22 protein-coding genes are annotated in these 26,540 nt (G+C 45.4%); 13 read left to right on the top strand and 9 right to left on the bottom strand.

Annotated elements, in window-relative coordinates:
• Positions 1-12: 12 nt before the first annotated feature.
• On the bottom strand, positions 13-1,848 hold the full coding sequence (locus tag R7E38_RS14030) for a sensor histidine kinase (protein ID WP_238852990.1): 1,836 nt from the start codon (positions 1,846-1,848) through the stop codon (positions 13-15).
• A gap of 179 nt (positions 1,849-2,027) precedes the next feature.
• Here R7E38_RS14030 and dsrO point away from each other — a divergent pair, with 179 nt between their 5' ends.
• The 10 genes from dsrO (at position 2,028) to R7E38_RS14080 (ending at position 14,108) form a co-directional block, all read left to right on the top strand.
• The gene (dsrO, locus tag R7E38_RS14035) at positions 2,028-2,795 is read left to right on the top strand and encodes a sulfate reduction electron transfer complex DsrMKJOP subunit DsrO (protein ID WP_226083588.1); all 768 of its coding nucleotides are present in this window, start codon (positions 2,028-2,030) and stop codon (positions 2,793-2,795) included.
• Positions 2,792-3,922, top strand: a complete 1,131-nt coding sequence (gene nrfD / locus R7E38_RS14040) for an NrfD/PsrC family molybdoenzyme membrane anchor subunit (RefSeq protein ID WP_226083589.1) — start codon at positions 2,792-2,794, stop codon at positions 3,920-3,922. The genes dsrO and nrfD overlap by 4 nt, the downstream gene beginning before the upstream one ends.
• 17 nt (positions 3,923-3,939) lie before the next feature.
• On the top strand, positions 3,940-7,032 hold the full coding sequence (locus tag R7E38_RS14045; RefSeq protein ID WP_226083590.1) for a tetrathionate reductase subunit A: 3,093 nt from the start codon (positions 3,940-3,942) through the stop codon (positions 7,030-7,032).
• Between the two features lie 277 nt (positions 7,033-7,309).
• Entirely contained in the window at positions 7,310-7,873 is a 564-nt protein-coding gene (locus R7E38_RS14050; RefSeq protein WP_411913246.1) for a c-type cytochrome, read from the top strand.
• 8 nt (positions 7,874-7,881) lie between these two features.
• Positions 7,882-8,934, top strand: coding sequence for a c-type cytochrome (locus R7E38_RS14055; RefSeq protein ID WP_213911081.1), 1,053 nt, complete (start codon positions 7,882-7,884; stop codon positions 8,932-8,934).
• A gap of 303 nt (positions 8,935-9,237) precedes the next feature.
• Positions 9,238-10,569: a paraquat-inducible protein A gene (locus R7E38_RS14060; protein ID WP_005385807.1), complete on the top strand. Its 1,332-nt coding sequence runs from the start codon at positions 9,238-9,240 to the stop codon at positions 10,567-10,569.
• Complete coding sequence (gene pqiB / locus R7E38_RS14065; protein WP_017821656.1) at positions 10,562-12,208, top strand: intermembrane transport protein PqiB; 1,647 nt, start codon at positions 10,562-10,564, stop codon at positions 12,206-12,208. Before R7E38_RS14060 ends, pqiB begins: the two co-directional genes overlap by 8 nt.
• Positions 12,208-12,786, top strand: a complete 579-nt coding sequence (locus R7E38_RS14070; protein WP_017821657.1) for a membrane integrity-associated transporter subunit PqiC — start codon at positions 12,208-12,210, stop codon at positions 12,784-12,786. Before pqiB ends, R7E38_RS14070 begins: the two co-directional genes overlap by 1 nt.
• A gap of 102 nt (positions 12,787-12,888) precedes the next feature.
• Positions 12,889-13,662 carry a hypothetical protein gene (locus tag R7E38_RS14075; protein WP_017633868.1) on the top strand — a complete coding sequence of 258 codons (774 nt, stop codon included), beginning with the start codon at positions 12,889-12,891 and terminating at the stop codon, positions 13,660-13,662.
• A 206-nt stretch (positions 13,663-13,868) separates the two neighbouring features.
• Positions 13,869-14,108, top strand: coding sequence for a hypothetical protein (locus R7E38_RS14080; RefSeq protein WP_017821658.1), 240 nt, complete (start codon positions 13,869-13,871; stop codon positions 14,106-14,108).
• A gap of 60 nt (positions 14,109-14,168) precedes the next feature.
• Here the strand turns inward: R7E38_RS14080 and R7E38_RS14085 are convergent, their stop codons facing one another.
• The 8 genes from R7E38_RS14085 to sohB form a co-directional block, all read right to left on the bottom strand.
• Positions 14,169-16,007, bottom strand: a complete 1,839-nt coding sequence (locus R7E38_RS14085) for an extracellular solute-binding protein (protein WP_017633867.1) — start codon at positions 16,005-16,007, stop codon at positions 14,169-14,171.
• Positions 16,008-16,506: 499 nt separating this feature from the next.
• A complete protein-coding gene (gene pyrF / locus R7E38_RS14090) occupies positions 16,507-17,208 on the bottom strand; it encodes an orotidine-5'-phosphate decarboxylase (RefSeq protein WP_151515003.1) in 702 nt (233 codons plus the stop codon).
• Positions 17,209-17,292: 84 nt separating this feature from the next.
• Positions 17,293-18,468: a lipopolysaccharide assembly protein LapB gene (gene lapB, locus R7E38_RS14095; RefSeq protein WP_005376665.1), complete on the bottom strand. Its 1,176-nt coding sequence runs from the start codon at positions 18,466-18,468 to the stop codon at positions 17,293-17,295.
• 18 nt (positions 18,469-18,486) lie between these two features.
• Positions 18,487-18,783 (bottom strand): LapA family protein, encoded by a 297-nt coding sequence (locus tag R7E38_RS14100; RefSeq protein WP_005376663.1) that lies wholly within the window; start codon positions 18,781-18,783, stop codon positions 18,487-18,489.
• Positions 18,784-19,064: 281 nt separating this feature from the next.
• On the bottom strand, positions 19,065-19,346 hold the full coding sequence (gene ihfB / locus R7E38_RS14105) for an integration host factor subunit beta (protein WP_005385816.1): 282 nt from the start codon (positions 19,344-19,346) through the stop codon (positions 19,065-19,067).
• A gap of 213 nt (positions 19,347-19,559) precedes the next feature.
• Positions 19,560-21,230 (bottom strand): 30S ribosomal protein S1, encoded by a 1,671-nt coding sequence (gene rpsA / locus R7E38_RS14110; protein WP_005385817.1) that lies wholly within the window; start codon positions 21,228-21,230, stop codon positions 19,560-19,562.
• 110 nt (positions 21,231-21,340) lie between these two features.
• On the bottom strand, positions 21,341-22,021 hold the full coding sequence (gene cmk / locus R7E38_RS14115; RefSeq protein ID WP_021033981.1) for a (d)CMP kinase: 681 nt from the start codon (positions 22,019-22,021) through the stop codon (positions 21,341-21,343).
• A 208-nt stretch (positions 22,022-22,229) separates the two neighbouring features.
• On the bottom strand, positions 22,230-23,291 hold the full coding sequence (sohB, locus tag R7E38_RS14120; RefSeq protein ID WP_213911080.1) for a protease SohB: 1,062 nt from the start codon (positions 23,289-23,291) through the stop codon (positions 22,230-22,232).
• Between the two features lie 259 nt (positions 23,292-23,550).
• Between sohB and R7E38_RS14125 the strand changes: the two genes are divergently transcribed.
• The 3 genes from R7E38_RS14125 (at position 23,551) to R7E38_RS14135 (ending at position 26,527) form a co-directional block, all read left to right on the top strand.
• Positions 23,551-24,297: a YciK family oxidoreductase gene (locus tag R7E38_RS14125; RefSeq protein ID WP_213905694.1), complete on the top strand. Its 747-nt coding sequence runs from the start codon at positions 23,551-23,553 to the stop codon at positions 24,295-24,297.
• A 129-nt stretch (positions 24,298-24,426) separates the two neighbouring features.
• Entirely contained in the window at positions 24,427-25,119 is a 693-nt protein-coding gene (gene imuA / locus R7E38_RS14130; RefSeq protein ID WP_033905734.1) for a translesion DNA synthesis-associated protein ImuA, read from the top strand.
• 4 nt (positions 25,120-25,123) lie between these two features.
• On the top strand, positions 25,124-26,527 hold the full coding sequence (locus tag R7E38_RS14135; RefSeq protein WP_213911079.1) for a Y-family DNA polymerase: 1,404 nt from the start codon (positions 25,124-25,126) through the stop codon (positions 26,525-26,527).
• The last annotated feature ends 13 nt before the right edge of the window (positions 26,528-26,540 follow it).

The raw sequence follows: 26,540 nt of genomic DNA on the forward strand, positions 1-26,540 counted from the left end.
GCCTAGTTCAGATTAGTTTTGATATGGAAACACAAGCTCAACCAAACAACCATGTGGTGCTATCGAGCTGATGACAAACTCGCCACCATGCATTTCCATCACATCGCGACAAATGGCTAACCCCAGCCCAAGCCCTTCTTCTTTGCTACTCACAAACGCTTGAGTCGGATTCTCTTGCTGCAACCCTGTACCATTGTCTAACACTCGAATAGAGAGTTGACTGATTTGGTAATCGCAATGCAGGGCAATTTTACCTTGATAACCTGATGAGTGATATTTCTCTTGGAACAAAGTACACGCATCAATCGCGTTGCTGATCACATTAACTAAAACCTGTTGTACGCCAACTGCATCGACAAGTAATGGACGAATGTTCCCTTCTGTACTGGCCACAATAGAAATGTTTTGCTTCTGCATTCGAAAATGGAGTAACTCAATCGTGTCATCAATGAGTACTTGAAGATCGCACGACGTTTTGTCGACACTGCGCTTACGAATCAACGTTCTTAATCGCTGAATAATTGCATCGGCTCTTTCAACTTGGCCCTGTATTTTCTCAAGTACAGGGACAATATCTTCATGAGGGCGCTTTTTGGCCAAGCGAAGTAAACCGCCTTCACTATAGTTGCGAATGGCTGCCAGTGGCTGATTGAGTTCATGAGCAAGACTAGTGCCGATTTCTCCGACAATCGCGACCCTTTGTGAATGTTCTAACTGTTCACTTTTCTCTTTTAATCGTAACGATGTCTGCTCCAACGCTTGCTTACTCTTGCTAAATCGATACTCAAGCCAAAAGTGGTACGCGTTCAACACAATCACAAACATGAACAGCGCCCATGCCCACTCTTGATGACTACGCAGCCAGCGTAGAGCCTCACTCCACCAAGGTTGTTGCAACGGATGGAGATCCAACGCCTGATAAAGTTTGTCGATGCTCAGCAAGCTGACGGGGGACGTCCAACCTGACGCGCCTGCCGCAATAACTGCAGGGTGTTCAGGTGGCATCGCTAACAATACTTGCGCAATCTGTTTGGCAATCTGAGCTGAGCCGCGCTCTGTTTTGGCAAATGACCAGTTAGGATAAAGCGGTGTGGAAACAGCGCATAACGAGCGCTCGTTCGGCTGTTGATTTAAAACTCGATAATTACTCGGTTGTAAAAGCCCTTCACTTAGCATCTGTTCCAATAAACAAGCAGGGACAACGGCCGCTTCCACATTGCCATCACGTAATTGATACAGGTTGGCATCAACAGGAAAACCAAGATAGCGGACATCAGAAAAGAAATCGTTTGGATTAAGCCCCATTTTGACTATTTGATAGCGCATCGTTAGATAACCACCAAACGCTTTTTCTGATACCGCCGCAACAGGACGTCCTGAGACATCTTGCACCGTTTGATAACTTGAATTGGCTCGAACCACAAGCGCCGAACCAATGCCGTAATTCGAGTTTTGTGGTGCTCTGCTGGTTAGCGTTGCCATCCACGACAGCGCGTATTGCCTGCCCAACCGCACTGCCTGACCTGGGTTGGTTAAGATGAAATCCATGGTCTGAAACTTCACCGCTTCGCCCATTTCATCCAAGTTAAGGGGATGAAGGACAAAATGCACATCGGAAATTTGCTGATTGAGCCAATCAATGGTCGGTTGCCATCTCTGCTCAGCATAAAGATGGCCGCGTATCGCTAACACGCCCACTTCGACTTTTTGCTTGGCCTGTGGCTGCTCTGCTTTTTGCTCTTGCATTCCTTGCAGATCTGCTTGTTCAGAAACTGCGCCCTGAGCCAAAGATGCAAAGGCAACTAAGCAAAGAACCCAAAACTGAAGCAACCGTGGCGTTTTGTTCATGATGAGTAGAATCGTTCCTTCGAAAGTAATGGAGCAAGAATAACAGCTACCCTTGGTAAACCACATTTGTTTTAGATCAAGTTTGATCTGGGTATGTGGAAATCCACAATATAAGCCTCGCGGTGCATTTCTCACAATGGAATCAGTCAATTCAAATACAACAAAAACGCAGGTGAGTTATGGATTCCACCAAACGTCGCTTTCTCAGCGCGGTCACAGCCGGAGCCGCGTTAATTCCAGTCGCAGGCATTGGCACGGCAACTGCGGGAAACATTATTCGAAATAACCAGTCCGCTGACCGAAAAGGACAAGTCGGCAAGCGTTATGCCATGGTGATAGATTTGCGTAAATGTGTCGGATGCCAGGCTTGCACTGTGGGTTGCAGCATCGAGAACCAAGCGCCAATCGGTCAGTTCCGAACCACCGTAAAGCAATACGAAGTTACGTTAGATGATGGCTCTACAGCCACGCGAGAAGCAAAAGCCTTTATGCTACCGCGCCTTTGTAACCACTGTGACAACCCACCTTGCGTGGCAGTGTGTCCGGTTCAAGCAACCTTTCAGCGCGAAGATGGTATTGTCATGGTGGATAACAGTCGCTGCGTCGCCTGCGCGTACTGCGTACAAGCTTGCCCTTACGATGCTCGTTTTATCAATGAGGACACCCTCACCGCAGATAAATGTACCTTCTGTGCTCACCGTATAGAAAAAGGTCTATTGCCTGCCTGCGTGGAAACCTGTGTTGGCGGAGCACGTGTAATTGGTGATTTGAATGATCCATCAAGTGAAGTCCGCCGCTTAATTGCGAAGCACCAAGACGACATCAAAGTGCTAAAACCCAATGAAGACACCAAGCCTCACGTGTTTTACATCGGCATGGATGAACGCTTTACCAGCCATATCGACGGGCAGCCAGCTATTTACGACCCACAAGGAGAGCACGCATGAACATCACCGAAGTGTTAGTCCAACCTCATGCGATGGCTTGGCTCCCGTGGGCGGTACAGTATTTCTTCTACATCGGTTCGGCTTATGCTGCCGCTATTTTATTCCTAATCGCCCTATTATTTGAAAAACACACCAGCCACAGACTGCGCGCTGCGCTTGTGCTGACGCTGGCCATCGGCGCCATCGTGGGGCCATTAGCGTTAACTGGTGATTTACACCAACCGGGACGCGCATGGCATTTTTACGCGCACATCACGCCGTGGTCATGGATGTCTTTAGGGTCGCTTTTCTTGCCTGTTTTCTCAGGTTTAGCGGTAGTGACTGCATGGCTGTATCTCCGCCAGGATCTGATCAACTTACGTAATCAGCCAGGGAAAGTACTGCCTCTAATTTCAAAGCTGTCACTGGGTGAATGGGTGCTCTCTCGTAGAGCGATGCTTATGGTGTCCGCCATCACGGTACTATCAGGCATCACCATCGCTGTCTACACAGGCGCTGAAATTGCGGTCGTAAAATCACGCTCGTTATGGCACCAACCCGCGTCACCGATTCTTTGGTTTGTTACTGCTTTTATGGGCGCGGTCGGATTTTCTCTGTTGATTTGGCTCTTGCTGCCTAGTCAGTCAAAGACACTGACATCTGGCGATACTAATTTACTTAAAAAATCAGTGGTTACCAGCGGTGTATTAACGCTGATACTGCTACCGATTTGGGCATCCAACAATTCCGCATTTTCGCTCTATTCTAGCGAACAATGGATGCACAACATTGCCCTGCTCACTTTTGTCGTTTTAGGTTGTGTTTTGCTCGCTTTCATCTTCTTGCGCGATACCAAAAAGTCCGCATCAGCCAGATTTCGTCACGTCATAGGGCTCAGTTTTGTGTCTGCTGCCGCACTGGCAAGTGCATGGCTGATTCGCTGGTTTACCATCATGGAAGTGCAAACCATCGCCAAGTTCGATGCAGGGCTGTATCCATACCAACTCACTATGGATGGAAATGGCTGGATAGGCATTATCGGCATGCTCGGATTATGGCTTGCACTGGCACTGCTCGGTTCGGAGCTGGTTCAGCCAAAACAAAAGATCGAAGTAAAAGCCTCATCACCCACCTTAACTGAACGCTAATCAAAGAGGATTTCATCATGGATAACAAACGCCGTCAGTTTTTGAAATCAGGCATTGCAGTGGGTGGGCTTGGCGCATTCGCTGCGGGTTACGCCACCACCACCAAACACATGGTCGAGGGTGCGCTCGAAGGCACTGCGGGAGAAAAAACGCGTGATATTCACCACGGTAACTCGCTTGAACCAGAGTACACGGTTAACAGCAAAGGCAACCTAATCCCGAATCCAAATCAGCGCGTTGCGCCATCGATGTGCTTTGGTTGTTGGTCACTGTGCGGATTGCGTGTACGCATTGATAACCGCAGCGACGAGATTTTGCGTATTACTGGCAACCCATATCACCCACTCTCTCATCAGCAACACATTCCGTTCGAAACGCCAGTCAAAGATGCTTATTTAAGTTTGGCAGGAGAAGCGGGCCTTGACGGGCGTTCAACAGCATGCGCACGTGGCAATGGGATGCTAGAAGTTCGCAACAGCCCGTACCGCATTACTCAGCCACTGAAACGAGTTGGAAAACGCGGCGAAGGAAAATGGATTCCGATCAGCTACGAGCAATTGATAGAAGAAGTCGTAGAGGGTGGTGATTTATTTGGTGAAGGCCATGTTGATGGCTTACGCGACATCCGCGATTTAACAACGCCCGTAGATCCTGAAAACCCGGAATATGGACCGAAAGCCAACCAATTGTTAATGACCAACGCCGGTAACGAAGGCCGAGACGACATATTCAAACGCTTCGCGTTCAATAGCTATGGTACACGTAACTTTGGGCATCACGGCTCTTACTGCGGCTACGCATTTCGTGCTGGCAGCGGTGCATTTATGAACGATTTAGATAAGAACGCACACTTGAAGCCAGACTTTGATAATGCGGAATACATCATCTTCATCGGTATGTCGCCTGCGCAAGCTGGCAACCCTTTTAAGCGCCAGGCGCGCCAACTCGCCAATGCGCGAACAGGAGGTAACTTGGAATACACCATCATCACGCCAAGTTTGCCTGCGGGTTCATCGAGCTTGGCCGCCGGTGACAACAACCGCTGGATACCAATCAAACCGGGTACCGATTCTGCCCTCGTGCTTGGCATGATCCAATGGATTATCGAAAACCAACGCTACAACAAAACCTTCTTGGCGCAGCCGGGGGCAAACGCGATGAAGCGAGCCGGCACCGCGCACTGGTGTAATGCTACGCATCTCGTGATAAGCGATAATCAGCACCCGAGAAACGGCACGTTTTTACGCGCGTCGGACTTGAATCTGCCATTCGAGGGCGAAGCGTTGTCTGACTCCGACCCATACGTCATCGTGGATGAGCAAAGCGGCGAATTTGGTGTTCATACCCAAGAAGAGGAAGCGGCACTGTTTGTCGATAAAACGGTTTCGCTTGCATCGGGCGAAGTGCGCGTAAAATCGTCTCTACAAAGACTCAAAGAAGAGGCGTTCAAATACAGCCTTGTGTTCTACAGCCAACAATGTGAAATCCCTGTCGAACAAATTGTTGAACTAGCAAAGCGCTTCACCAGTCACGGAACAAAAGCGGTGGTCGATACCCACGGTGGCAACATGCACACCAATGGGTTCTATAACTCGTTTACCATCATGATGCTCAATGCGTTGATTGGTAACATAAATATGAAAGGCGGCGCGATGGCCAAAGCGGGTGGCTACCCAACTTCCGCTGCGGGTCCTCGTTACGACTTCACCAAATTTGCTGGCAAAGTCGGCCCGAAAGGCGTCTTTTTGTCGCGCAGTAAATTCCCCTACCACAAAACCAGCGAATACAAACGTCGCGTTGAGGCTGGTGAATCCCCTTATCCAACTCGCGCGCCTTGGTATCCGTTTGCCGCGCCACTGCTGACAGAGCACCTATCTGCGGCTATTGATGGTTATCCATACCGCGTTAAAGCGTGGTTCAATCACATGGCGAACCCAATGTATGGTGTCCCCGGTTTGAAAGCGCTGCTGGAAGACAAGCTTAAAGATCCAAAACAGCTCGGTTTGATTGTGTCTGTTGATGCGTTCATTAACGAAACCACCGCGTTGTCGGACTATATTGTGCCGGACACGGTCACCTACGAAAGCTGGGGTATGGCAACGCCTTGGCACGACGTTCCGGTGAAAACCGTCACCGCTCGCTGGCCGATTGTGGGAGCGCGAACAGAGAAAACCGCCGATGGTCGTTCAATTTGCTTAGAAAACTTTTTGATTGATGTCGCCAAGAAAATGCAACTGGGCGGCTTTGGTGACAACGCGATTCAAGATGCGCAAGGGAATTGGCACGCTCTCCACAGCGCTGAAGATTTCTACTTACGTTCCGCGGCAAACTTGGCTTATGTGAAAGGCGGGGTGCCTGAAGTTTCGGCAGAAGACATTGCGTGGTCCGGCCTAGAGCGTTTAATGCCAGCCATGCAGAAGACGCTGACAGCGGATGAGATGAAACGTGTGGCGTTTATTTTTGCTCGCGGTGGACGTTTTGAAAATGCAACCGAAGCGTATCAAGGTGAGCAAATGAAGCACAAATGGACACGACCTGTCGCGATATGGAATGAACGTGTCGGCAGCGCAAGAAACACCATGACCGGTGATTTCTACACGGGTTGCCCAACATGGCATCCACAAAAACTGGCCGATGGCACACCAATGGAAGACCAGTTCCCAAGCTCAGAATGGCCTTTCAGCCTAACGAACTTTAAATCCAACATTCACAGTGCGGTATCCAACCTATCGCCAAGGTTGAACTCGATTAAAGGCGTAAACCCAGTGTACATCCATCCAATCGATGCCGAGCGCGCAGGCATTAAAACGGGTGATGAGTTTGTTATCGAGACACCATCTGCAAGCACCAAAGCACTTGCGATGATAGTCAGCGGGATTCGCCCTGGCACACTCGGATTTGAACATGGGTTTGGTCATACCGAGCTAGGACAACGCTCGCACTGGATCGGCGATAAACAGCAACCAGTAAAAACTCGCAGCCAAGATGGCGTCAACATTAACGACATCGGATTAATTGACCCAACCCGAGAAGGGAAAGGCGTGTTGTTGGATTGGGTCGTGGGCGCGGCGGCACGTCAGTCCCTGCCGGCCAAAATCCGCAAAGCGTAACGCCGCACGTTAAGACGTCTCTACCACTTAGAGCTGCCGATTTGTGCAGCTCTTCACCACTTTGTTTTTATCGCTTATAGAACAACCAATAAAAACAAATACGGCCATTTACACTTATTAAATATGTGGAAATCCACAATACCTTTCATTATTGACAAGGCCGACAATATTGTCCAAGTGACTACCAAGTAGCACTTAGACATATTAATAAAAATTAAAGTGAGTCAGCATGTCAAAAATTCTTCCAGTGGTGGTGGCCTGTTTGTTAGCAACCACTATGGGCGCAAGCGCCTCTTCTATTCCGGAAAAAGCCAGCGTATGTAGCGGTTGTCACGGCCAAGATGGCATGGGACAGCCAAATATCTCGCCGATGATCGCTGGTTTAAACGCGAACTATCTCAACACTCAAATCGAACTATTCCTTAGTGGCGAACGCCAAAATGTGGTCATGCAAGGCATGGCGAAGGAACTCAACGATCCCGCAGACCGTAAGGAAGTTATGGAGTACTTTGCTAACCTCCCGAGCTACGAGTTCACGAATCCAGAACAACGCGGCGACCAAGCTGATATTCGTAACCCGTATCGTAAATTAATTTTCCAAGGCGATTGGGATAGAAATATTCCAGCTTGCGCAACTTGTCATGGAGCCAGCGGTATGGGCGTCGACAAGTTCCCTCGCCTCGCAAGCCAACATGCTGATTACTTAAAAACGCAATTGATGGCATGGAAAAACGGCACTCGCAGTGGCGACCCGCTCAATATGATGGGGACCATCGCAAAAAATCTCACTGACAAAGAGATCGAAAATCTTGCTTACTACTTTGCCTCATTACGTTACTAGGAGCAGTCATGAAACGTTTCTATTCTTTGTTCGCACTGCCTTTCATTTCTACGCTCGTACTAGCTAACGATCCGTTACCGGACCGCCAGAAAGAGCTACCTGCGATAGAAAAAGAAAATCACGGTGAATACTTAAAACCGCGTGATCTCAGCACAATCCCAAACACCGCATTTGGTGAGCAAGTAAAACGCGGTTACTCGCTCTTTGTTAACTCACAACAAATGCGCGGAAAATACGTTGGCAACGAACAAAACTGTGTGAACTGCCATATGGAGGCAGGACGAAAAGCAAACGCTGCGCCACTGTGGGCAGCTTACATGGCATACCCGGCATATCGTAAGAAAAACGATCGCGTAAACAGCTATGCTGACCGTATCCAAGGTTGTTTCGAGTATTCCATGAACGGTAAAGCGCCCGCTTACGATTCGACAGAAATTGTTGCCCTTAGTGCTTACGCCTACTGGTTAGCGATGGGCGGCTTGCTTGACAAACATGGTATGACGGATGAACCCATCCCAGAGCTAGACGCAAAAGCGTTGCAAATTGGTGGAAAAGCAAAAGACTTTCCGTTGCCTGAAGCCATCGCACAAGCATTACCAGTTGAAAAGCGAGGTAATCTCTCTGGGCGTGGCTACCCAAAAATCGCCGCCCCTGAGAAAGAACCATCACTAGAGCGAGGCGCATTGGTCTACGAAAAGAACTGTGAAACTTGCCATCGCGCCGACGGTTCAGGCATCAAAGACACCAACGACCATTCATACATTCCACCACTTTGGGGCGAATATGCGTATAACTGGGGCGCAGGTATGCACCGGATTAACACAGCGGCCTATTTTATTTACGAAAACATGCCGCTTGGTAAAAGTGTACAGCTGACAGAGCAAGAAGCTTGGGATGTCGCAGCATACGTCAACAGCCATGAGCGTCCACAAGATCCTCGATTCAAAGGCAATGTCACCGCAAACGCGGAGAAATATCACCAGCACCAAGGCTATTACGGCAAAACGCTCAACGGTACGCAAGTCGGCTCCAATGCCTTTAAGAGCGGAACGGTCAAGTAAAGTACAACTAAGTACCTTAAATAAAATGCTCTTTTTCCCTGCTCTGATTATCTGGGCAGGGTTACTTACCCTTAAAAACAAGTAATTACCCCCCTCCACAGACAAGCAATATCACATTATTTTCGACTTCCAACATACTCATCTTCGCCGTAAAATCTTGTACCAAACGCGACTTCGTTTATGTCTTAGATCTCCCATATCCTCTAATGCCAAAAGTAAGAAACTCGTAAACTCCTGAATCAAAACAAGCGTGCCTAGTGAAAAAAGAGTATTCTTAAAGCAAATGAATCTAAAACCTACCCGATGAGTATTCAACCTAATTCCCGTCAGTTAATTTCATGCGAAGAGTGCGGCCTTGTTGTTCGCATTCCCGATATCGAACAGGGGCAAAAAGCACAATGTCCTCGATGTTCGCATTCGCTGACTAAAGTGAATGCCAAGCCTTACCAAAGCGTGATCGCCATATCATCGGCATGTTTGATCATGTTAGTGCTAAGCATTTCTTTCCCTTTTATGTCGTTCAGCGTGCAAGGGTTGTCGCAAGAAATCACCTTGTTGCACGCTGCCAAAATGCTGGCTGAGTTTCAAAATGTGCTTTTGGGTGTGCTGCTACTCGCAACAGTTATCGTTTTGCCTGCAATCTATGTTGGTCTCATTCTCTTTCTTCACCTTGAAGCATTAAAAGCACGTAAACATACCCCCTCTAGAAAGCAGCAACGAATGGCAAAAGTTTTATGCCGTCTTCTGTTTCGAGTCGAACCCTGGTTAATGGTGGATGTCTTTTTGATTGGCGTGTTGGTCAGCTTAATTAAAATCGCTTCCCTCGCAGACATAGGAATGGGCACTTCATTCTGGGCGTTTTGTGTATATACCGTTCTGGTAGTCAAATGCATATCAATGGTCGACAAAAGCTGGCTCTGGGGGCACTTTATTCCAGCTATCGAGCTATCTGATGTAAAAGAGGGTGATACGCACCATAACCACAACCATATTGGTTGTCATACGTGTCACCAGCTCAACCCTATTGAAGCTAAAAAACACCAACACTGCATTCGTTGTAAAAGCCCTATTCACAAATACAACCCCGCAGACAACTTACAAAAAGCTTGGGCGCTTTTGTTTGCTTCAGTCATTTTCTATATCCCTGCAAACCTCTACCCTATGATGTACACCGTAAGTCTTGGACATGCAGAAGGTTCGACTATCATGGAGGGGGTAATATTGCTTTGGCATTTAGGTTCTTACCCTATTGCGATGGTAATTTTCTTTGCTAGCGTATTTATTCCAATGGCGAAAATGCTGGCACTCGCGTGGCTGTATTACAATGCGCAAAAAGCGCGATATCTTCCGCACGAAGAGAGTATTTCACGCTTAAAGATCTACCGCATAACTGAGTTTATTGGCCGTTGGTCCATGATCGATATCTTCGTCGTCGCGATCTTAGTTGCACTGGTTCAGCTGCAAAACTTAATGGCGATTTATCCAGGTCCTGCTGCGCTCTCTTTCGCGGCAGTGGTCATTTTTACTATGCTTTCTGCAATGATATTTGACTCACGTTTGTTGTGGCAATTGCCACAAAACGAAGTGCAGGAGCCGATTTCTGACAACTTAAACGAGAAAGCCAAATATGAGTGATGAGAACAACGTAACCGCTCAAATAAAACCGCAAAAGCAGATTTCTGCGATATGGATTGTCCCGATCCTTGCGCTAGCCATGGGAGCGTGGATGCTGTTCCAATATATCAACAGTACAGGCCCACAAATTACTCTCCAACTGCCAACCGCAGATGGGATTGAGGTTGGCAAAACCGAAATCCGAGCATTGAATGTAAAAGTCGGACTGATTACTGAAGTCACTCTCAGTGAAAATTACGATCACATCATCGCTAAGGCACAAATGAACAAGGATGCAGAACGCATGCTGCGAGATGACACCATGTTTTGGGTTGTGAAGCCTCGTATTGGCCGTGATGGCGTTTCAGGTTTAGAGACCTTGCTCTCTGGCGCTTATATCCAACTTCAGCCGGGTAAATCTAAGATAGAGAAAGAGCGCTTTACGGTCTTAGATGTTCCCCCAGTCGCCTCTCCTGATGCAGAGGGGTTACGCCTTGTGTTAACACACCGCGAGGCTGGTAAGCTAGGCGTTGGTGACCCCGTCATTTATAAAGGCTTTACGGTTGGTCGTGTAGAGAAAACCAGCTTTGATGTTGACACTCGCAAAGCGTTATACCAACTCTTTATTTTCAAGCCTTATGACAGCTTAGTGCGCACTCGTACCAAGTTCTGGCTGAATTCTGGCGTAGATTTACAGCTCAACGCTGAAGGGTTCGAAGTCAAGTTTGGCTCATTAGAGAGCATGCTAACGGGTGGTGTTACCTTCGATACCGTTCCAGGTCTTGAATCCGGTGAACAGCTCACTGAAAATATGGTCAACTTCCGCTTGTACGATGATATTAAACAACTTCGAGAAGGCATGTACGATGATTATATTGAATTCGTTATGCTTTTTGATGAATCGGTACGAGGACTTAAACGTAAGGCACCTGTCGAATATCGAGGCTTGAGAATTGGTACTGTGATGCGTGTACCAATGCGACTTCCAACCCCAGAAGAGAACTTTTCTGCGAAAAAAATCCCTGTATTGGTACGAATCGAGCTCGGCCGTGTTTATGGCGATTTCCAATCCCAATCTTTACCAATGTTAAAAGATAAATTGAAGAGTGAGTTTGCTAAAGGCCTACGTGGTACTTTAAAAACAGGTAACTTATTAACAGGCGCACTGTATGTTGACGCCGACTTCTATCCAAACGACGAGCCTTACGTACCGAGTAAGTTTGCTGATTTAGATGTTTTCCCAACCATGCGTGGTGGTTTTGCGCAGGTTCAGCGCCAAGTGAACGACTTCCTAAATAAGATTAATAACTTACCAATGGAAGAAACACTAGACTCTCTCAATTCAACGTTAAAAACGTCCGAAAAAACGTTAGCTTCAGCAGAACGCGTGGCGGACAGTATTGATAAACTTTTGAATCAAAAAGAGACGCAAGAGATCCCAACAGATATTCGCCAAAGCTTACAGCAATTACAAAAAACACTCGATGGTTATGGGCCCAACTCAACCATGTACAGCGAAATGGAAGCCACGCTAAAAGAATTAGAAAGCGTAATGACAGAGTTTAAACCCGTACTTAAACAGCTAAACGAAAAGCCAAACTCTCTCGTGTTTGGAGAAGATGAAATCAGTGACCCAATACCAGTTAAAGGCAAAAACTAATGAAACGAGTATTCTTTCTGTCTATCGCGCTATTTGTCGGTCTAACGGGTTGCAGTAGCGCTCCGCAAACTAAAGGAGCTATGTACCTTCTACCTAAGGCGGAACCAGTGACGCTGAGCTCTTCTGATATCGCTCAGCGCCCAACTTTAGTTGTTCGTCCAGTGACATTGGCGAGTTATTTGAATGATAATGGCATTGTTTATCGAACCTCTGAGACCCAAGTTATTCAGGCGAAGCACAATCAATGGGCGCACAGTATTTCTGAGCAAATCACTCAGAGAGTCGTCGCGGAACTACGTCACAAGCAAAGTCATTACTGGCCGACTGAAATGAATAATCTGTTGGATCAAAGCGGTGAAGCCAAACTCCAGCTTACGTTAAATAAATTTAATGGCAGCTACAAAGGTAATATCGAAATTGAGGGGGAATGGTTACTCATTAATGCCGAAGGTAAGGTAGAAAACAGCGCGCCAATACAAATCTCTCAGCCGCTTCAAGATGAGGGCTATGAAGCGCTCGTCAACGCTTTATCCATAGGCTTAGAAAGCCTAACCTCAGACATTGCCAAACAACTCTAAGTCAATGTTAATTACAGGGAAGCAAGTTGCTTCCCTTTTTTATGCAGAGTGTAGCGACTTCTACTAAGCTGAAAGCTGACGAAAAGCCGAAAAGGAAATTGGATGAAACCATGTAACCTGCTATCACTCTCCTCACTCATTCTTGTATTACCTACATCAGTAGCGCTCTCAGCCGAGACACAAGAATCTCGTTGGCGAAATAGCATAGAAGTGTACATGCTAGGACTGAATATCCACGGGGATACCAGTATTGGTCGCTTTTCATCAGAGGTGGATGTCGATCCTAAGTTCATCGTAGACCACCTCGATATTGGGGCGATGTTGCGATTCGAGAGTATTTACCAAAGTAAGTGGGGCTACTACATAGATTATAGTTTCATGAACTTAAGTGGTGATGTTAATAATATCAAGGGCGCTCTGCCTAACGCTCGTTATCGTGCGGACATCGAAATACGGCAAGGTGTTCTAGAAGCAAAGGCATTCCAACGCGAACAATATTCATTTGGTAAACTGGATTATATGTTTGGATTACGTTGGTGGGACAATGACATCACCGGCAAGCTGTATCGTAATGACAACCGGGTACTAGAAGATAGACTGTCATTACAAGAAGATTGGGTCGATTTTTTAGTTGGCTTGCGACTCATTGATGAATTGAGTGAAAACTGGCGATTTCATGCCAGTATCGACGCCGGACTTGGCAACGATACTCACTTCACTTATGCCATTCAAACTGGTGTTCGTTATCGCTTTAACGAATGGTCTGATCTCAACTTAGCTTACAAGTCGACCTGGGTCGATTACAAAAATGAAGAGGTATTTGAATATGATACGGCTTCTCAAGGGCTTTTAGTCGGACTTGGCTTTTACTTTTGATCAGGTGAAACCCTAGCCTATATTCAAGCGTTGTAACGTGTACTAGCTCTAGGTACACGTCTAGTGCCGCGTTACAGATGCTTAAATAAGGCAAATTGATCTTCATCAGACTATAAATTGCTCTTCGGTGTTACTCTCTGTCGCAAAATATAAAACCCCACTCTATGACCTCATATAGGTCTTGTTGATAAGGTTCCCGAGTAGCAATGTCGATTAACATTTCCGATTTAACCACCGCCCTAAATAAGGTGGAGCATATTCATAAAGTGCAGCTTGAAAACGTACATCAGTTCTTCAAAGCAAACGAAGCTTTCTCGTTGCAAACATTCAGCCAGCTGATATCCAGCGACTCGCTTGATGATCGATTTAAAACCATCGATAAAGCGTTCTCTTTGCTTGGTGATGCAAAAACCTACCTTTTAGAAGTGTCTTACCTTGTTAAGTAAAAAAGAAAGCCCCGATAAAATTCATTACCGGGGCTATCATTTTCTATCTAAACTACTGATTTACAATTTGTAACGATCATCAATTACCGTTAATTCTGGGAAGGTTTTACCCTCGTCCATCGCTTCTTCTGTCTCTTCTTTTACTTGGTTATCAATCCAGAAATTACCGATATCCATTGGATGAAGCACCCATTCTGTCGCTTTTGTCATGCCGTTTTTAGGAATTTTAACCCAGCGCCAATGAGCAACTCGAGAATAAGGCACCATGTAGCCAGGAACGATGATATTCGCTTTGCTGACATAGTTTTGGATTTGATGCGACAAGTCGTAACGCTTCTCCTGATCAAACTCAGAATCATACGCTTCAATTAACTTGTCTAGCTCAGGGCTGCTGTAGTTGGTGTGAGCATTCGTTTGTGGTCGATTTGCATTATCCGAGTGTAGGTATTCCCAATACGCAGGGATCTCACCAGAGCCCATATTCAAAAACGCTAGCTGATGCTTTTTCTCAAGAATGTATTTAAACGCAGATGAGCCATCCACCAAGTTTAACGTGAACTCAAGACCAGCAAGTTTCGCTTGCTCTTTCAGGTATGCAATACGCGGTGTCCAAGAGTTGTATCCGTAGGTGATAGCAAAGCTCAAGCGTTGGCCCTTGTCGTTAACACGAATACCATCTGCGCCCACTTTGTCAAAGCCCGCTTTTTCGAAGTGTTTAACCGCCGCATCAGCATCAAACTTTGGCGGTGTATTGTTAGGATCATCGTATTCGCCATGACCAAAGCCGAGTCCATGCGGTTTACGTGAATAATCTCCACGCATGATGTTTTCAATCATGCCGTCATAGTCAGTGGCTGCCATAACACCTTTACGCACTTCTAGGTTATCCAACATCGGCATCGCTGTGTTCATCCAAAGACCACCAGCTCCTTGCGGTGCTTCGTTAAAGCCCCAGTACTTTTGGATATAGCCTTTTTTGTACACATCACTATTGGTCTTGTCATGCCAAAAGCTTGGTAGCACCATCTCAAAGTAGTCTAAGTTGCCTTTCTCAAAGTGCTTCATGGCAATATCAGGATCGCGAATCACCTTAATGCGAACCTTTTCAACGTTATAACGGTTTTTATAGTAGCGGTTGTTGTATCCCCACCAATCTTCACCGACATGTTTGAATGTTACGCTCTTACCTTTCTTCACTTGATCAATGTAGTAAGGCGCTGCGGTTGGCTCAGATTTAAAGTTAAACTTTCTGACGAAGTTATCAGGCATGCCATCGTTATTTGCGTCCTTTTCTCCTTCAAAGAAGTGTTCAGGACGAGGCTGAAAACCATTACTTGGCATGTTAATCATAACCATAAGTGAGTCATGACTTTGAGCTACAGCAAGATTGACTTTGATCGTGTAGTCATCAATTTTTTCAACACTCACAATACTGTTTGTGAAGAAGTCGTTGTACCACGGGTCGATAATGTCTTTTGACGTGTAGTACTTCATCATAAAGACGTAATCATCTGCTGTAATTTTTTCACCATCTGACCACTCGGCCGTTTCGTCGAGTTTAAAGAATACGGTTTTGTTGTCTTCTCCAAATGCCCATGACTTAGCAAGTTGAGGGATCCATTTGCCAGTATTTGGATGACGCTGAGCCAGTTTTGGTGAACCATCCATTAAGTATTGGCGCAAACCTGAGTTCGCATCTGGACCAACACTTCGTAATGTTTGCGGAAAGCTCTGAATGTAAGTGCGATAGGTGCCCCCTCGTACCGCCTCTTCAGAGGCAAATAGAGGTTCGTTGTTGTTTGAAATCCATTCGATATCAGCTGGCAATTCTGCCGCACTCAGTTGAAAACTGGCAGCGGTCAGTGTTGCTAGTACTGAAAATGGCAGTTTTTTAGTCATGTTTCTTCCTTGTTGTGTTTGCGCACTAAGGTCGTAACAAGGAAGACAGCGTGTGAAAGCTCACAGAAAGCTGCGATTTAAAATACGCAGATAGGAAATAATAGGAACGTAATATGAAGTGACGTCCTGCCAGCTTCTATATTAATTTCAAAGAGTTTCACTAGGTCATCCTAGACCTTACAACGCAGTGAATGCATCTTCGCCATAGTATTCTTTAGACATTTGTAACGCAAGCCATCAATAACACATGGTTGCATTTTCGAGGCATCACAATGAGTTATGTTACAAAAGTGTGATCGGCATAGTACCAAGCCCTACTTTACTCAGAATAAACCGCAGAACCTTTATCTCAATTGGCCCCGATATACCAGTTAAAGCGAGTAAATGATCAGACATAGCTGGTTAAAAGGAATGGTTGTTTACCGCGATTAGTATTTTCATTCGATGTAAAAAGTGAGGCATCTTAGCCTCACTTTTCTCCATACAATCGAGACAGTGCTTACATGTTAGATAAGCTCTCATTGACCGACTTCAGCACTTCTGCAGGATTTGACGCTTGAGTGATAGGGCGACCAATCACAAGATAATCTGAACCTGATTGGATAGCGTCTACTGGCGTCATGATACGGCGTTGGTCACCTTGTTCTGAACCAGCAGGTCGAATACCAGGGGTCACTAATTTAAATTCTTGGCCTAGTTCGCTCTTCAGTAATGAGGACTCTTGCGCTGAACATACGACACCATCTAAGCCTGCGTTTTTGGTCAAGGTTGCTAGACGAATAACTTGCTCCTGAGGCGCAACATTCAAACCAATACCAGCTAAATCACTTTGTTCCATACTGGTTAGTACCGTTACACCGATAAGAAGTGGACGATCTTTACCATATGGCTCAAGAATTTCACGTGATGCCGTCATCATACGCTCACCACCGCTCGCGTGTACGTTCACCATCCATACACCCATTTCAGCCGCAGCGCGAACTGCTTTCGAACAGGTGTTTGGAATATCGTGAAATTTTAAATCTAGGAATACCGAGAAACCACGTTTATGGAGTTCACGTACAAAATCAGGACCAAATAGCGTAAACATCTCCTTGCCAACTTTTAGTCGGCATGACGCAGGATCAATTCTATCTACAAACGCAAGTGCATCTGCTTGGTTATCATAATCCAGTGCGACAATAACTTTTTGGTCGATCATTTCATCTCCTAACTGTTTTGGTTCTTATTAAATAAAAAGTTAAAAAAATGCAGCGGACAGAAACTCTGCCAGCTGCATTAAGAATTATTCACCATCCAATCCGCGGATTGGCTTGATCGTCCCCCATCCTTTACAGGACGGACAATGCCAATAAAGGGAATGGGTAGAAAATCCACACTTCCGGCATCGGTAATGTGGTTTCACTTTTAACTGTTCACCCACCATCGCTTGTAGTGTTGATAGGCTGTCTTTCGCTCGACCATCTTCTGCTTCTGCAATGTGGTAGTCAATTAAACGGTAGAAGCCCTTCATGGTTGGGTTTTTCAGCAATTGTTTCGTCAGTAACTCTTGAGCAGCCCCAACGTTCTCGTGATGAGCAACTAATTGAGCCAACATCAACTCGGCTGATACGCCTGCTTTCTTATCAATACAAGCTCGCAGAAACTCGACAAGTTCATCTTCCTGACCCAGATGATGATAGCATTCTGCAATAGTTGGCAAGACATCACTGATAAAGTCTTTATCTTGCTCAAGTACCCCTGTCAGATATTTGATGGTGTGCTTATAGTCTTCAGACTCTAGATAAATTCGTCCCAAAGCAATACTTGCTCGAACACACTTCGGGTCTTCCGCTAACGCTTTTTTAAAATGCTGTATTGCCTTATTAGTATTCCCATCAGCTTGGTCGAGCATGGCTATTTCACACCAAAAATGGGCAATATTTGCACGCATCCTTGAGCGTTTATTACCTAACTTAGCCAATTGGTTCGCGTAATAAATCGCCTTTTCCCATTCTCGTGTTTGCTGATAAATGGTCACTAATTGTTGAAGAGCCGCCTCTTTGTAATCTGGCTCTTCGACTAACTGTTCGAAGATTTTCTCTGCACGATCAAGAAAACCTGAGACCATGTAGTCTTTCGCTAACTGTTGAAGGGCGAGGTTCTTTTGGTCCAGTGTTAAGCCTGAACGAGAAATAAGATTTTGGTGAATTCTGATTGCGCGGTCGACTTCACCACGAGACCGGAACAGGTTACCCAACGCAAGGTGAGTATCGATGGTCTCGTTATCAACTTGGAGCAATTCAATAAAGTGATCGACAGCCTTATCTGATTGGTCAGAGAGCAGCAGATTAAGACCCGTCATATACTGACGAGAGATTTGATGAGATTGCTTCTGCTTGTCTTGCTGAGCGCTGCGATGCCCCATATACCAGCCATACGCAGCAGCTATAGGCAACAACAAGAAGAGTAGTTCAAGCATTAAAGTTAAGCCTTATCCTTATGCCTGTTTTTCAATGGCTGGCTTATCAGCAGCGTTGTTTGATTCAGTTGGTTCGTACTTTTTCAGTTTTTTCTTTAAACGACGGACCTGTAGCTGAGTTTTCAGTTGGATGCTACCAAAGATAACCCACGCTAAAGCAAAGCCAACCACAAATACTACACCTAATAGCGTAGATAAGTGGAACTCTCCTTTTGCTAGAAGATAGTTAAAAGTCACGAGCTCTTGGTTTTGGGAACCTAACGCCAATGCAATTAAAAAGAGAGCTAAAACAGCAACGATTTTTATAATTTTCATGTTACATCACCCTTCTAGGAGTAAGTCGGTAAGATTATGCAGGAAAATGCTTCTTCAGACTACGTATATTAGCAATAATCTATACCCAAGTAACCTCAAGATGCTTAGTTTGTAGACATGCTTAGAAGTTAAAGTTATTTGGGTATAGAAAGCAGCAAAGAAAACAGCTGAATCCACAATTAGATTAGTAAACGATCTTGGATGTATGACTAACTTGGATACATTACAAAAAAGCGGCATACACAAACGTATGCCGCTTTTTTCAAACTAATAAGAGTGCATTAACCAATATTTACACGCTCACGAAGTTCTTTACCAGGTTTGAAATGTGGAACGTATTTACCTTCCAATTCCACTTTATCGCCCGTTTTAGGGTTACGACCTACGCGAGGCTCGCGGTAATGAAGAGAAAAACTACCAAAGCCACGGATCTCGATACGGTCACCGCTCTCTAGTGTAGAGGCCATGTGCTCTAAAATATCTTTTACAGCATCCTCTACCTCTTTCGCTGATAAGTGTGTTTGCTCAGCGCAGAGTCTTTCAATCAGTTCAGACTTAGTCATAGTTGCCCTCTTTGAGTATCTTTATCACTTATTATAGTAAGTAATACTAATTCCAACAAACACTTGCTGACAATTCTAGACAAATTTTATGCAAAATGCGCAATGAAGAAATGCCTTTTATTAAGATAGTTTACTGTCATTAGTATTACTACTTAAATATGACCAAATATAAAAAAGGAGCCTTGCGGCTCCTTTTTTGCTTAAGCGAGTATATTATTCGCCTTTAGCAGCTTTGAAAGCGTCAGCCATTGCGTTACCGAATGCATTGTCATCTTGCTTGTTGATAGATGCCATTGCTTCTTGCTCGTCAGCTTCGTCTTTAGCTTTGATAGATAGGTTGATTACGCGGTTCTTACGGTCTACACCTGTGAACTTCGCTTCAACAACATCACCAGCGCTTAGGATTAGAGAAGCATCTTCTACGCGATCGCGTGATACTTCAGAAGCACGGATGTAACCTTCAACGCCTTCTGCGATTTCAACAGTAGCGCCTTTAGCGTCAACAGCAGTTACAGTAGCGTTAACTAGAACACCTTTCTTGTTGTCAGCAACGTAAGCATTGAATGGGTCATTTTCCATTTGCTTGATGCCTAGAGAGATGCGCTCACGCTCAGCGTCTACTGCTAGAACAACTGCAGAGATCTCGTCGCCTTTCTTGTACTCACGTACAGCTTCTTCGCCAGCAACATTCCAAGAAATGTCAGATAGGTGAACTAGACCATCGATGCCGCCTTCTAGACCGATGAAGATACCGAAGTCAGTGATAGACTTGATCTTACCAGTAACTTTGTCGCCTTTAGCTTGTGCTTCAGCGAATGACTGCCATGGGTTAGCTTTACACTGTTTCAGACCTAGAGAGATACGACGACGTTCTTCGTCGATTTCAAGAACCATAACCTCAACTTCGTCGCCAACATTAACAACTTTAGAAGGGTGGATGTTCTTGTTAGTCCAATCCATTTCTGAAACGTGAACTAGACCTTCAACGCCTTCTTCGATTTCAACGAAGCAGCCGTAGTCAGTTAGGTTAGTTACGCGACCAGTTAGTTTGTGACCTTCTGGGTAACGCTTAGCGATTGCTACCCATGGATCTTCGCCTAGTTGCTTAAGACCTAGTGATACGCGAGTACGCTCACGGTCGAACTTAAGAACTTTAACTTGGATCTCGTCACCAACGTTAACGATTTCAGATGGGTGCTTAACGCGCTTCCAAGCCATATCAGTGATATGTAGAAGACCGTCAACGCCACCTAGGTCAACGAACGCACCGTAGTCAGTAAGGTTCTTAACGATACCTTTAACTTCAGAACCTTCTTGTAGAGTTTCTAGAAGCTCGTCACGCTCAACGCTGTTCTCTGATTCGATAACTGCACGACGTGAAACAACTACGTTGTTACGTTTTTGGTCAAGTTTGATAACTTTGAACTCTAGCTCTTTGTTTTCTAGGTGAGCAGTGTCGCGGATTGGACGTACGTCTACTAGAGAGCCAGGAAGGAAAGCACGGATACCGTTTAGTTCAACAGTGAAACCGCCTTTAACTTTACCGTTGATGATACCAACAACAGTTTCAGCTTCTTCGTAAGCTTTCTCAAGTACGATCCAAGCTTCGTGACGCTTAGCTTTCTCACGAGAAAGTTGAGTTTCACCGAAACCATCTTCAACAGCGTCTAGAGCTACGTCTACTTCAGCGCCAACTTCAACTTCAAGTTCGCCAGCAGCGTTCTTGAACTGTTCAGCAGGGATAGCAGATTCAGACTTAAGACCAGCGTCAACAAGAACGAAACCGTTCTCGATAGCTACTACAGTACCTTTAACGATGCTGCCTTGTTGGAATTCTGTTTCGTTTAGAAACTCTTCAAAGAGTTGAGCAAAAGATTCAGTCATTTAATTAATCTTCAATAAATTAAACTTCCACGGGTATCCTACCGCATGGGGTTATTAAATTCGCCAGTCATCATCCTTGCGACCAACGCTCTTAGCCTAGTCGAGTATTATTACTCAGCTAGCTTCGATTCGATATATTGTAGTGCCTTTTCTACTACTTCGTCGATAGTCATCGACGTAGAATCTAGCACAAGCGCATCCTCAGCAGGGCGTAATGGCGCCACTGGGCGGTTACGATCTCGGTCGTCACGCTCTTGGATCTCGCTTAAAAGGTCAGCAAATCTAACATCTAACCCTTTCTCTTGCAACTGTTTAAGGCGTCGATTTGCACGCTCTTCAGCACTCGCATCAAGGAAGATTTTTGCTTGCGCACTCGGGAATACAATTGTGCCCATATCACGACCATCAGCAACCAGACCCGGAGCGGTCTCAAATGCACGCTGACGACGTAGTAATGCTTCACGAACACGTGGCAAAGCCGCAACTTTAGATGCTGCCATACCCGTTTCTTCTTTACGAAGCTCCCCTGACACGTCTTCGCCTTCTAGAATGACCTTAACTAAGTCACCTTCCGCGATAAATTGAACGTCTAGGTGGGTTGCTAGTGGGACAAGAGCATCTTCTGACTCGGTGTCGACACCGTGGTGAATCGCAGCGAGTGCAAGTACACGATAAATTGCGCCAGAATCTAAGAGTTGGAAACCCAACTTTTTCGCCAGCAACATACATAAAGTGCCTTTACCTGCACCACTAGGTCCATCTACGGTTACAACCGGAGTTTGAGAGGACATGTTCTTCTCCACCAATAGTTTCTTTTCAGCAATTTGCTCGGTTTTCGAGGCGCACATTATACGGGTAATCAGTCTTTGGAGCGAGGAAAAATGTCGTGTAAAGCATTACACCTAATGCGTAATTGGATTCATCAATAAACATAAAGTTCAACAAAAACGGCGAGAGCTTCCGCCCTCGCCGTTTTAAATGTCATGAACTTAAGCTCGATTAAACAATCGGCTTTTGACCACGCTCAGCTAACTTTAAAATCACACTATCAGCGACTTTACCCGCCACACCTGCTAGCTTGTCGGCCAGTTTTTTCTTTTGTACATAATGCACAGAAAGTACAGTTTTATCTTTGCATGCCGCAACAACGATATCATCAGATGTACTAATGTCATCCACCAAACCAAGATCTTTCGCTTGTGTACCGAACCAGTGCTCACCAGTGGCTACTTTGTCTAGGTCCAAACTAGGACGACGCTCACGGATGAAGTCTTTAAACAAGACATGTGTTTCTTCAAGTTCTTGCTTAAACTTATCGCGCGCTTTATCGGTATTCTCACCGAACATCGTTAGCGTGCGTTTATATTCACCCGCTGTTAGTTGTTCGTACTCAATGTCATGTTTCTTCAACAGTTTGTTGAAGTTAGGAATTTGTGCGATAACGCCAATAGACCCCACAATTGCAAATGGTGCAGAAACAATCTTATCTGCTACACATGCCATCATGTAACCGCCACTTGCCGCAACTTTGTCAACAGAGATGGTCAGAGGAAGACCCGCAGCTTTGATTCGGTCCAGTTGAGAAGAGGCAAGGCCGTAACCATGAACCATACCACCGCCAGACTCTAAGCGAAGTAACACTTCATCACCTTCACGTGCGACAGCCAAAATAGCGGTGATTTCTTCACGTAGAGACGCGACTTCTTTTGCGTCTATGCTACCGTTGAAATCAAGAACAAATAGGTGTGGTTCACGCTTGCTATCTAATGAACCGTCTTTGCTCGCTTGTTTGATTTCTTTCTCGCGAGATTTGTTCTTCTCTTTTTCTTCTTTCTTGACGGCTTTATCTCGAGCCTTGATGAAAGCATCGTCATGCAAATGATGCTCTAACTGCTCAACAGATTGTTTGTGTTGCTCTGAAAGGTTGGTAATCTCTAACTCCCCTTTCGCCGCACCCGATTTGCCACCAGCCGATTTTGCAATAATGAGCAGAACAATTATCGCAGCAACCACCGTGATAATTTTGGCCAGAAACAGACCATAATCTAATAAAAATTCCAACGAGAGCTCCTTTATCTCATTTCAGATGACGTTAGGTTAGTATGTTACGCAGAAACATCAGCGAGAAGGCAGCGCGGTTTGTAACCACTTGTTCTGATTGATAGCATACCTAACGAAAGTTCTGGAATTGGTATAACACATGAATTGGTGTATTGTAACCATCTTGTCACGATTACCAAGATTTTCCATTGAGAAACAGGCGTTTTTTAGCGTCAATTAACTATCATGGACCCTCTTACAATAATAAGGATTTATCGCCGTGAACTACTCCGTTTCAGCTGATGCTCTAAAAGGTAAAGTCATTCTTGTTACTGGCGCTGGTAATGGCATCGGCCGTCAAGCCGCGCTTTCTTATGCCGAGCACGGTGCAACTGTTATTCTCTTGGGTAGAAATGTGCAAAACCTTGAATCTATCTATGATGAGATTGAAGCTTCTGGCTATCCACAAGCAGCTATCATTCCATTGGATCTCAAGGGAGCAACTCAGCAGAATTACATTGATATGGCAGAGACAATCGAAGGACAGTTTGGTCGCTTGGATGGTCTATTACATAACGCAGGTGTCTTGAGTTCGCTGTGTCCATTTGATCAAATCAAAGAGGAAGACTTCGACGATATCATGCAGATCAACGTGAAAGCCGAAGTGCTAATGACTCAAGCACTACTGCCTGTGATGCGTAAATCAGAAGCTGGGCGTATTATCTTTACCTCTTCAACCGTCGGCCACTCTGGCCGCGCATTCTGGGGGCCATACGCTATCTCTAAATTTGCCGTAGAAGGCATGATGCAAGTTTTAGCTGACGAGCTGAGTGATACACCGATCCGCGTTAACGCAATTAACCCTGGTGCCACTCGTACTCGCATGCGTGAAAAAGCATATCCGGGTGAAGATGCGAATACTCTCAAAACGCCACTGGATATCATGCCGCTATATTTGCACTTAATGGATCCTGCGGTTACCGATGTGAACGGTCAGTGCATCGACGCTCAACCGAAGCGTAAATAACTCATTCAGGTTACTTCACATAATCGATTGAAAAGGCAGCAAACGCTGCCTTTTTTCATTTCTCTCTTCATAAAAATCTTGCGACTTTCTCCCACAGAAATATACTGTATGTATATACAGGTGCTTATTATGCAAGATATTATTCAGAACTTAAAAAGCCAACACCTTGTTTGGCAAGCAAATTTAACGAAAGCAGATCCTCAGCAGTTGCAGACTAGTTCCGGTTTTTCTGAATTAGATGATTTGCTCGGCGGAGGCTTTCCACCTCATGGCGTAGTGGAGATGGAATCTATTGGTAGTATTGGTGAATTGCGTTTGCTCGCTCCCTATTTAAAAGCCACTCAGACCAATGGTATGACCGCATTTATTCAACCACCTGCGCTAGTGAATTCTCTGTTTTTACACTACATCGGGTTGGATATAAACCAAGTGTGGGTTGTTACTCCAACTCACCCCAAAGATGCTCTTTGGGCTGCAGAGCAATGTCTGAAAAGTGGGGTATGCAGTAATGTTTTGTTATGGCAAGAAGAGCTTGAAATACATCAAGTGAAACGCTTACAGGTAGCAAGTGAACAAGGGAGTTGCCCTCTCTTTATGCTTAAAACAGATACTATCAACCGCTTGTCTTTGCCTGTGTCACTCAGTTTAAAACTGAAAGGCGACGAGCAAGGGATTCATGTTGAAGTGCTGAAAAGGAAAGGAGGTTGGAATAGAGGTAGCGTTAGTATCGGCTTCCAACACCATTATCCGCAACTGGTGAAACCATCATCTGAAACTGTGCACTCGACTGTGGTCAATTTCCCACTGGCGAACCAAGGTTAGTGATATGGCTCTGTGGATTTACTTGCACTTCCCTCGCCTGCAGCTAGACGCACTCTTTGGTGATAACCAAGAACAACCCGTAGTGATTGTCGAAAGCCAACGTTGCCAGATTATTCAATACAACGAGATCGCCGAACAACAAGGCATTAAACCAGGTATGGGCCTAGGCAGTGCTGCGTCCTTGTGTCGAGATTTACAAGTGCATCCTTATCATCCGCACACCGAATGGAGCAAGTTACAAGAAATTGCTCAATGGCTGTATTTGATCACATCTGACGTTGTGTTGATGCCAAACCAAGGTATTTTACTGCGTGCTACTCCAATGCTCGCTCTGTATGAAGGGCTTGAAAACTATTGGAATAAAGTCAGAGCTCACTTATCGGAGCTGAAACTGAGTTTTCAATTCGGATGTGGTTTTTCGCCTTTTGCTGCCAAATTGATGGCAATATCAGGAGCGAACGTCATCAGTGAAGACAAATCTGCCATACAAAAAGCCTTATCACCAATACCGTTAACACTGACAGATTTATCAAACGCTACCGTAGAGAAGTTACAACGTGTAGGTGTCACCACATTGCAAAACCTGCTTGAACTGCCATTGCAAGACATCGCACGACGCTTTGATATCGATTTGGTGAACTACGTTGGTCGACTGACTGGGCAGTTTAAACACCCTGTCGACTTTTATCACCCTACCGAATCCTTCCAAGTTTATTTAGAGCTGTTGTTTGAGATCGAAAACGTTCAGTGGATTGAAAAGCCGTTGGCCAAATTACTTCGTCAACTCGAAATCTTTCTTAAATTAAGAGATAAGGTCGCTTTTGAACTGTGTTTAACACTCCACCAGCGTGAGAAACAAGAGCAACACCTTCAACTCACTTCTGCGCAAGGTGATTACCTATGTCAGCGTTGGCAACAGTTAGCGAGTTTGAGCTTAGAGTCACTCTCGCTTAATGGCCCAGTCACAGGGCTAACGTTAAAAGTCATCCGTCAAGGTGAGCCTCTTAGTGCATCACGCGATCTCTTTGCTGGGCAGAAAGGAAACATGAATGCTTTAGAGTTGCTTTCTTTACTGCAAGCTAAATTGGGAAAAAGTGCCGTTTTAAAACCCAATATTGCTTGCGATCCTAGACCAGAAAAGGCCAGTCAGTATCGCCCTGCTGATGCTACGGATGAAAAGGGGCACGCCATACCATCCATACTACGCCCAGCAATGCAATTACCGACTCCCATTGTATTGCAAGAGCAAGTTTCTTTGGTCCACGGACCTGAGCGAATAGTTTCTGGGTGGTGGGATGGTGATGAGATCATGCGTGATTACTACATTGCACACACCAAGCAAGGCCGCTGGTTATGGATATTTCGTGATCAGCACAAGCACTGGTTTCTTCATGGCTATTTTTGTTAAATCGACAGTTATT

This window comes from Vibrio sp. Vb2131 (assembly GCF_033338535.1).
Taxonomy (GTDB): Bacteria; Pseudomonadota; Gammaproteobacteria; order Enterobacterales; family Vibrionaceae; genus Vibrio; species Vibrio alginolyticus.

Excerpts from the sequence above, each read along its gene's own strand:
- R7E38_RS14030 (WP_238852990.1), bottom strand. The coding sequence starts at position 1,848 with ATGAACAAAACGCCACGGTTGCTTCAGTTTTGGGTTCTTTGCTTAGTT.
- dsrO (WP_226083588.1), top strand. The coding sequence starts at position 2,028 with ATGGATTCCACCAAACGTCGCTTTCTCAGCGCGGTCACAGCCGGAGCC.
- nrfD (WP_226083589.1), top strand. The coding sequence starts at position 2,792 with ATGAACATCACCGAAGTGTTAGTCCAACCTCATGCGATGGCTTGGCTC.
- R7E38_RS14045 (WP_226083590.1), top strand. The coding sequence starts at position 3,940 with ATGGATAACAAACGCCGTCAGTTTTTGAAATCAGGCATTGCAGTGGGT.
- R7E38_RS14050 (WP_411913246.1), top strand. The coding sequence starts at position 7,310 with ATGGGCGCAAGCGCCTCTTCTATTCCGGAAAAAGCCAGCGTATGTAGC.
- R7E38_RS14055 (WP_213911081.1), top strand. The coding sequence starts at position 7,882 with ATGAAACGTTTCTATTCTTTGTTCGCACTGCCTTTCATTTCTACGCTC.
- R7E38_RS14060 (WP_005385807.1), top strand. The coding sequence starts at position 9,238 with ATGAGTATTCAACCTAATTCCCGTCAGTTAATTTCATGCGAAGAGTGC.
- pqiB (WP_017821656.1), top strand. The coding sequence starts at position 10,562 with ATGAGTGATGAGAACAACGTAACCGCTCAAATAAAACCGCAAAAGCAG.
- R7E38_RS14070 (WP_017821657.1), top strand. The coding sequence starts at position 12,208 with ATGAAACGAGTATTCTTTCTGTCTATCGCGCTATTTGTCGGTCTAACG.
- R7E38_RS14075 (WP_017633868.1), top strand. The coding sequence starts at position 12,889 with ATGAAACCATGTAACCTGCTATCACTCTCCTCACTCATTCTTGTATTA.
- R7E38_RS14080 (WP_017821658.1), top strand. The coding sequence starts at position 13,869 with ATGTCGATTAACATTTCCGATTTAACCACCGCCCTAAATAAGGTGGAG.
- R7E38_RS14085 (WP_017633867.1), bottom strand. The coding sequence starts at position 16,007 with ATGACTAAAAAACTGCCATTTTCAGTACTAGCAACACTGACCGCTGCC.
- pyrF (WP_151515003.1), bottom strand. The coding sequence starts at position 17,208 with ATGATCGACCAAAAAGTTATTGTCGCACTGGATTATGATAACCAAGCA.
- lapB (WP_005376665.1), bottom strand. The coding sequence starts at position 18,468 with ATGCTTGAACTACTCTTCTTGTTGTTGCCTATAGCTGCTGCGTATGGC.
- R7E38_RS14100 (WP_005376663.1), bottom strand. The coding sequence starts at position 18,783 with ATGAAAATTATAAAAATCGTTGCTGTTTTAGCTCTCTTTTTAATTGCA.
- ihfB (WP_005385816.1), bottom strand. The coding sequence starts at position 19,346 with ATGACTAAGTCTGAACTGATTGAAAGACTCTGCGCTGAGCAAACACAC.
- rpsA (WP_005385817.1), bottom strand. The coding sequence starts at position 21,230 with ATGACTGAATCTTTTGCTCAACTCTTTGAAGAGTTTCTAAACGAAACA.
- cmk (WP_021033981.1), bottom strand. The coding sequence starts at position 22,021 with ATGTCCTCTCAAACTCCGGTTGTAACCGTAGATGGACCTAGTGGTGCA.
- imuA (WP_033905734.1), top strand. The coding sequence starts at position 24,427 with ATGCAAGATATTATTCAGAACTTAAAAAGCCAACACCTTGTTTGGCAA.
- R7E38_RS14135 (WP_213911079.1), top strand. The coding sequence starts at position 25,124 with ATGGCTCTGTGGATTTACTTGCACTTCCCTCGCCTGCAGCTAGACGCA.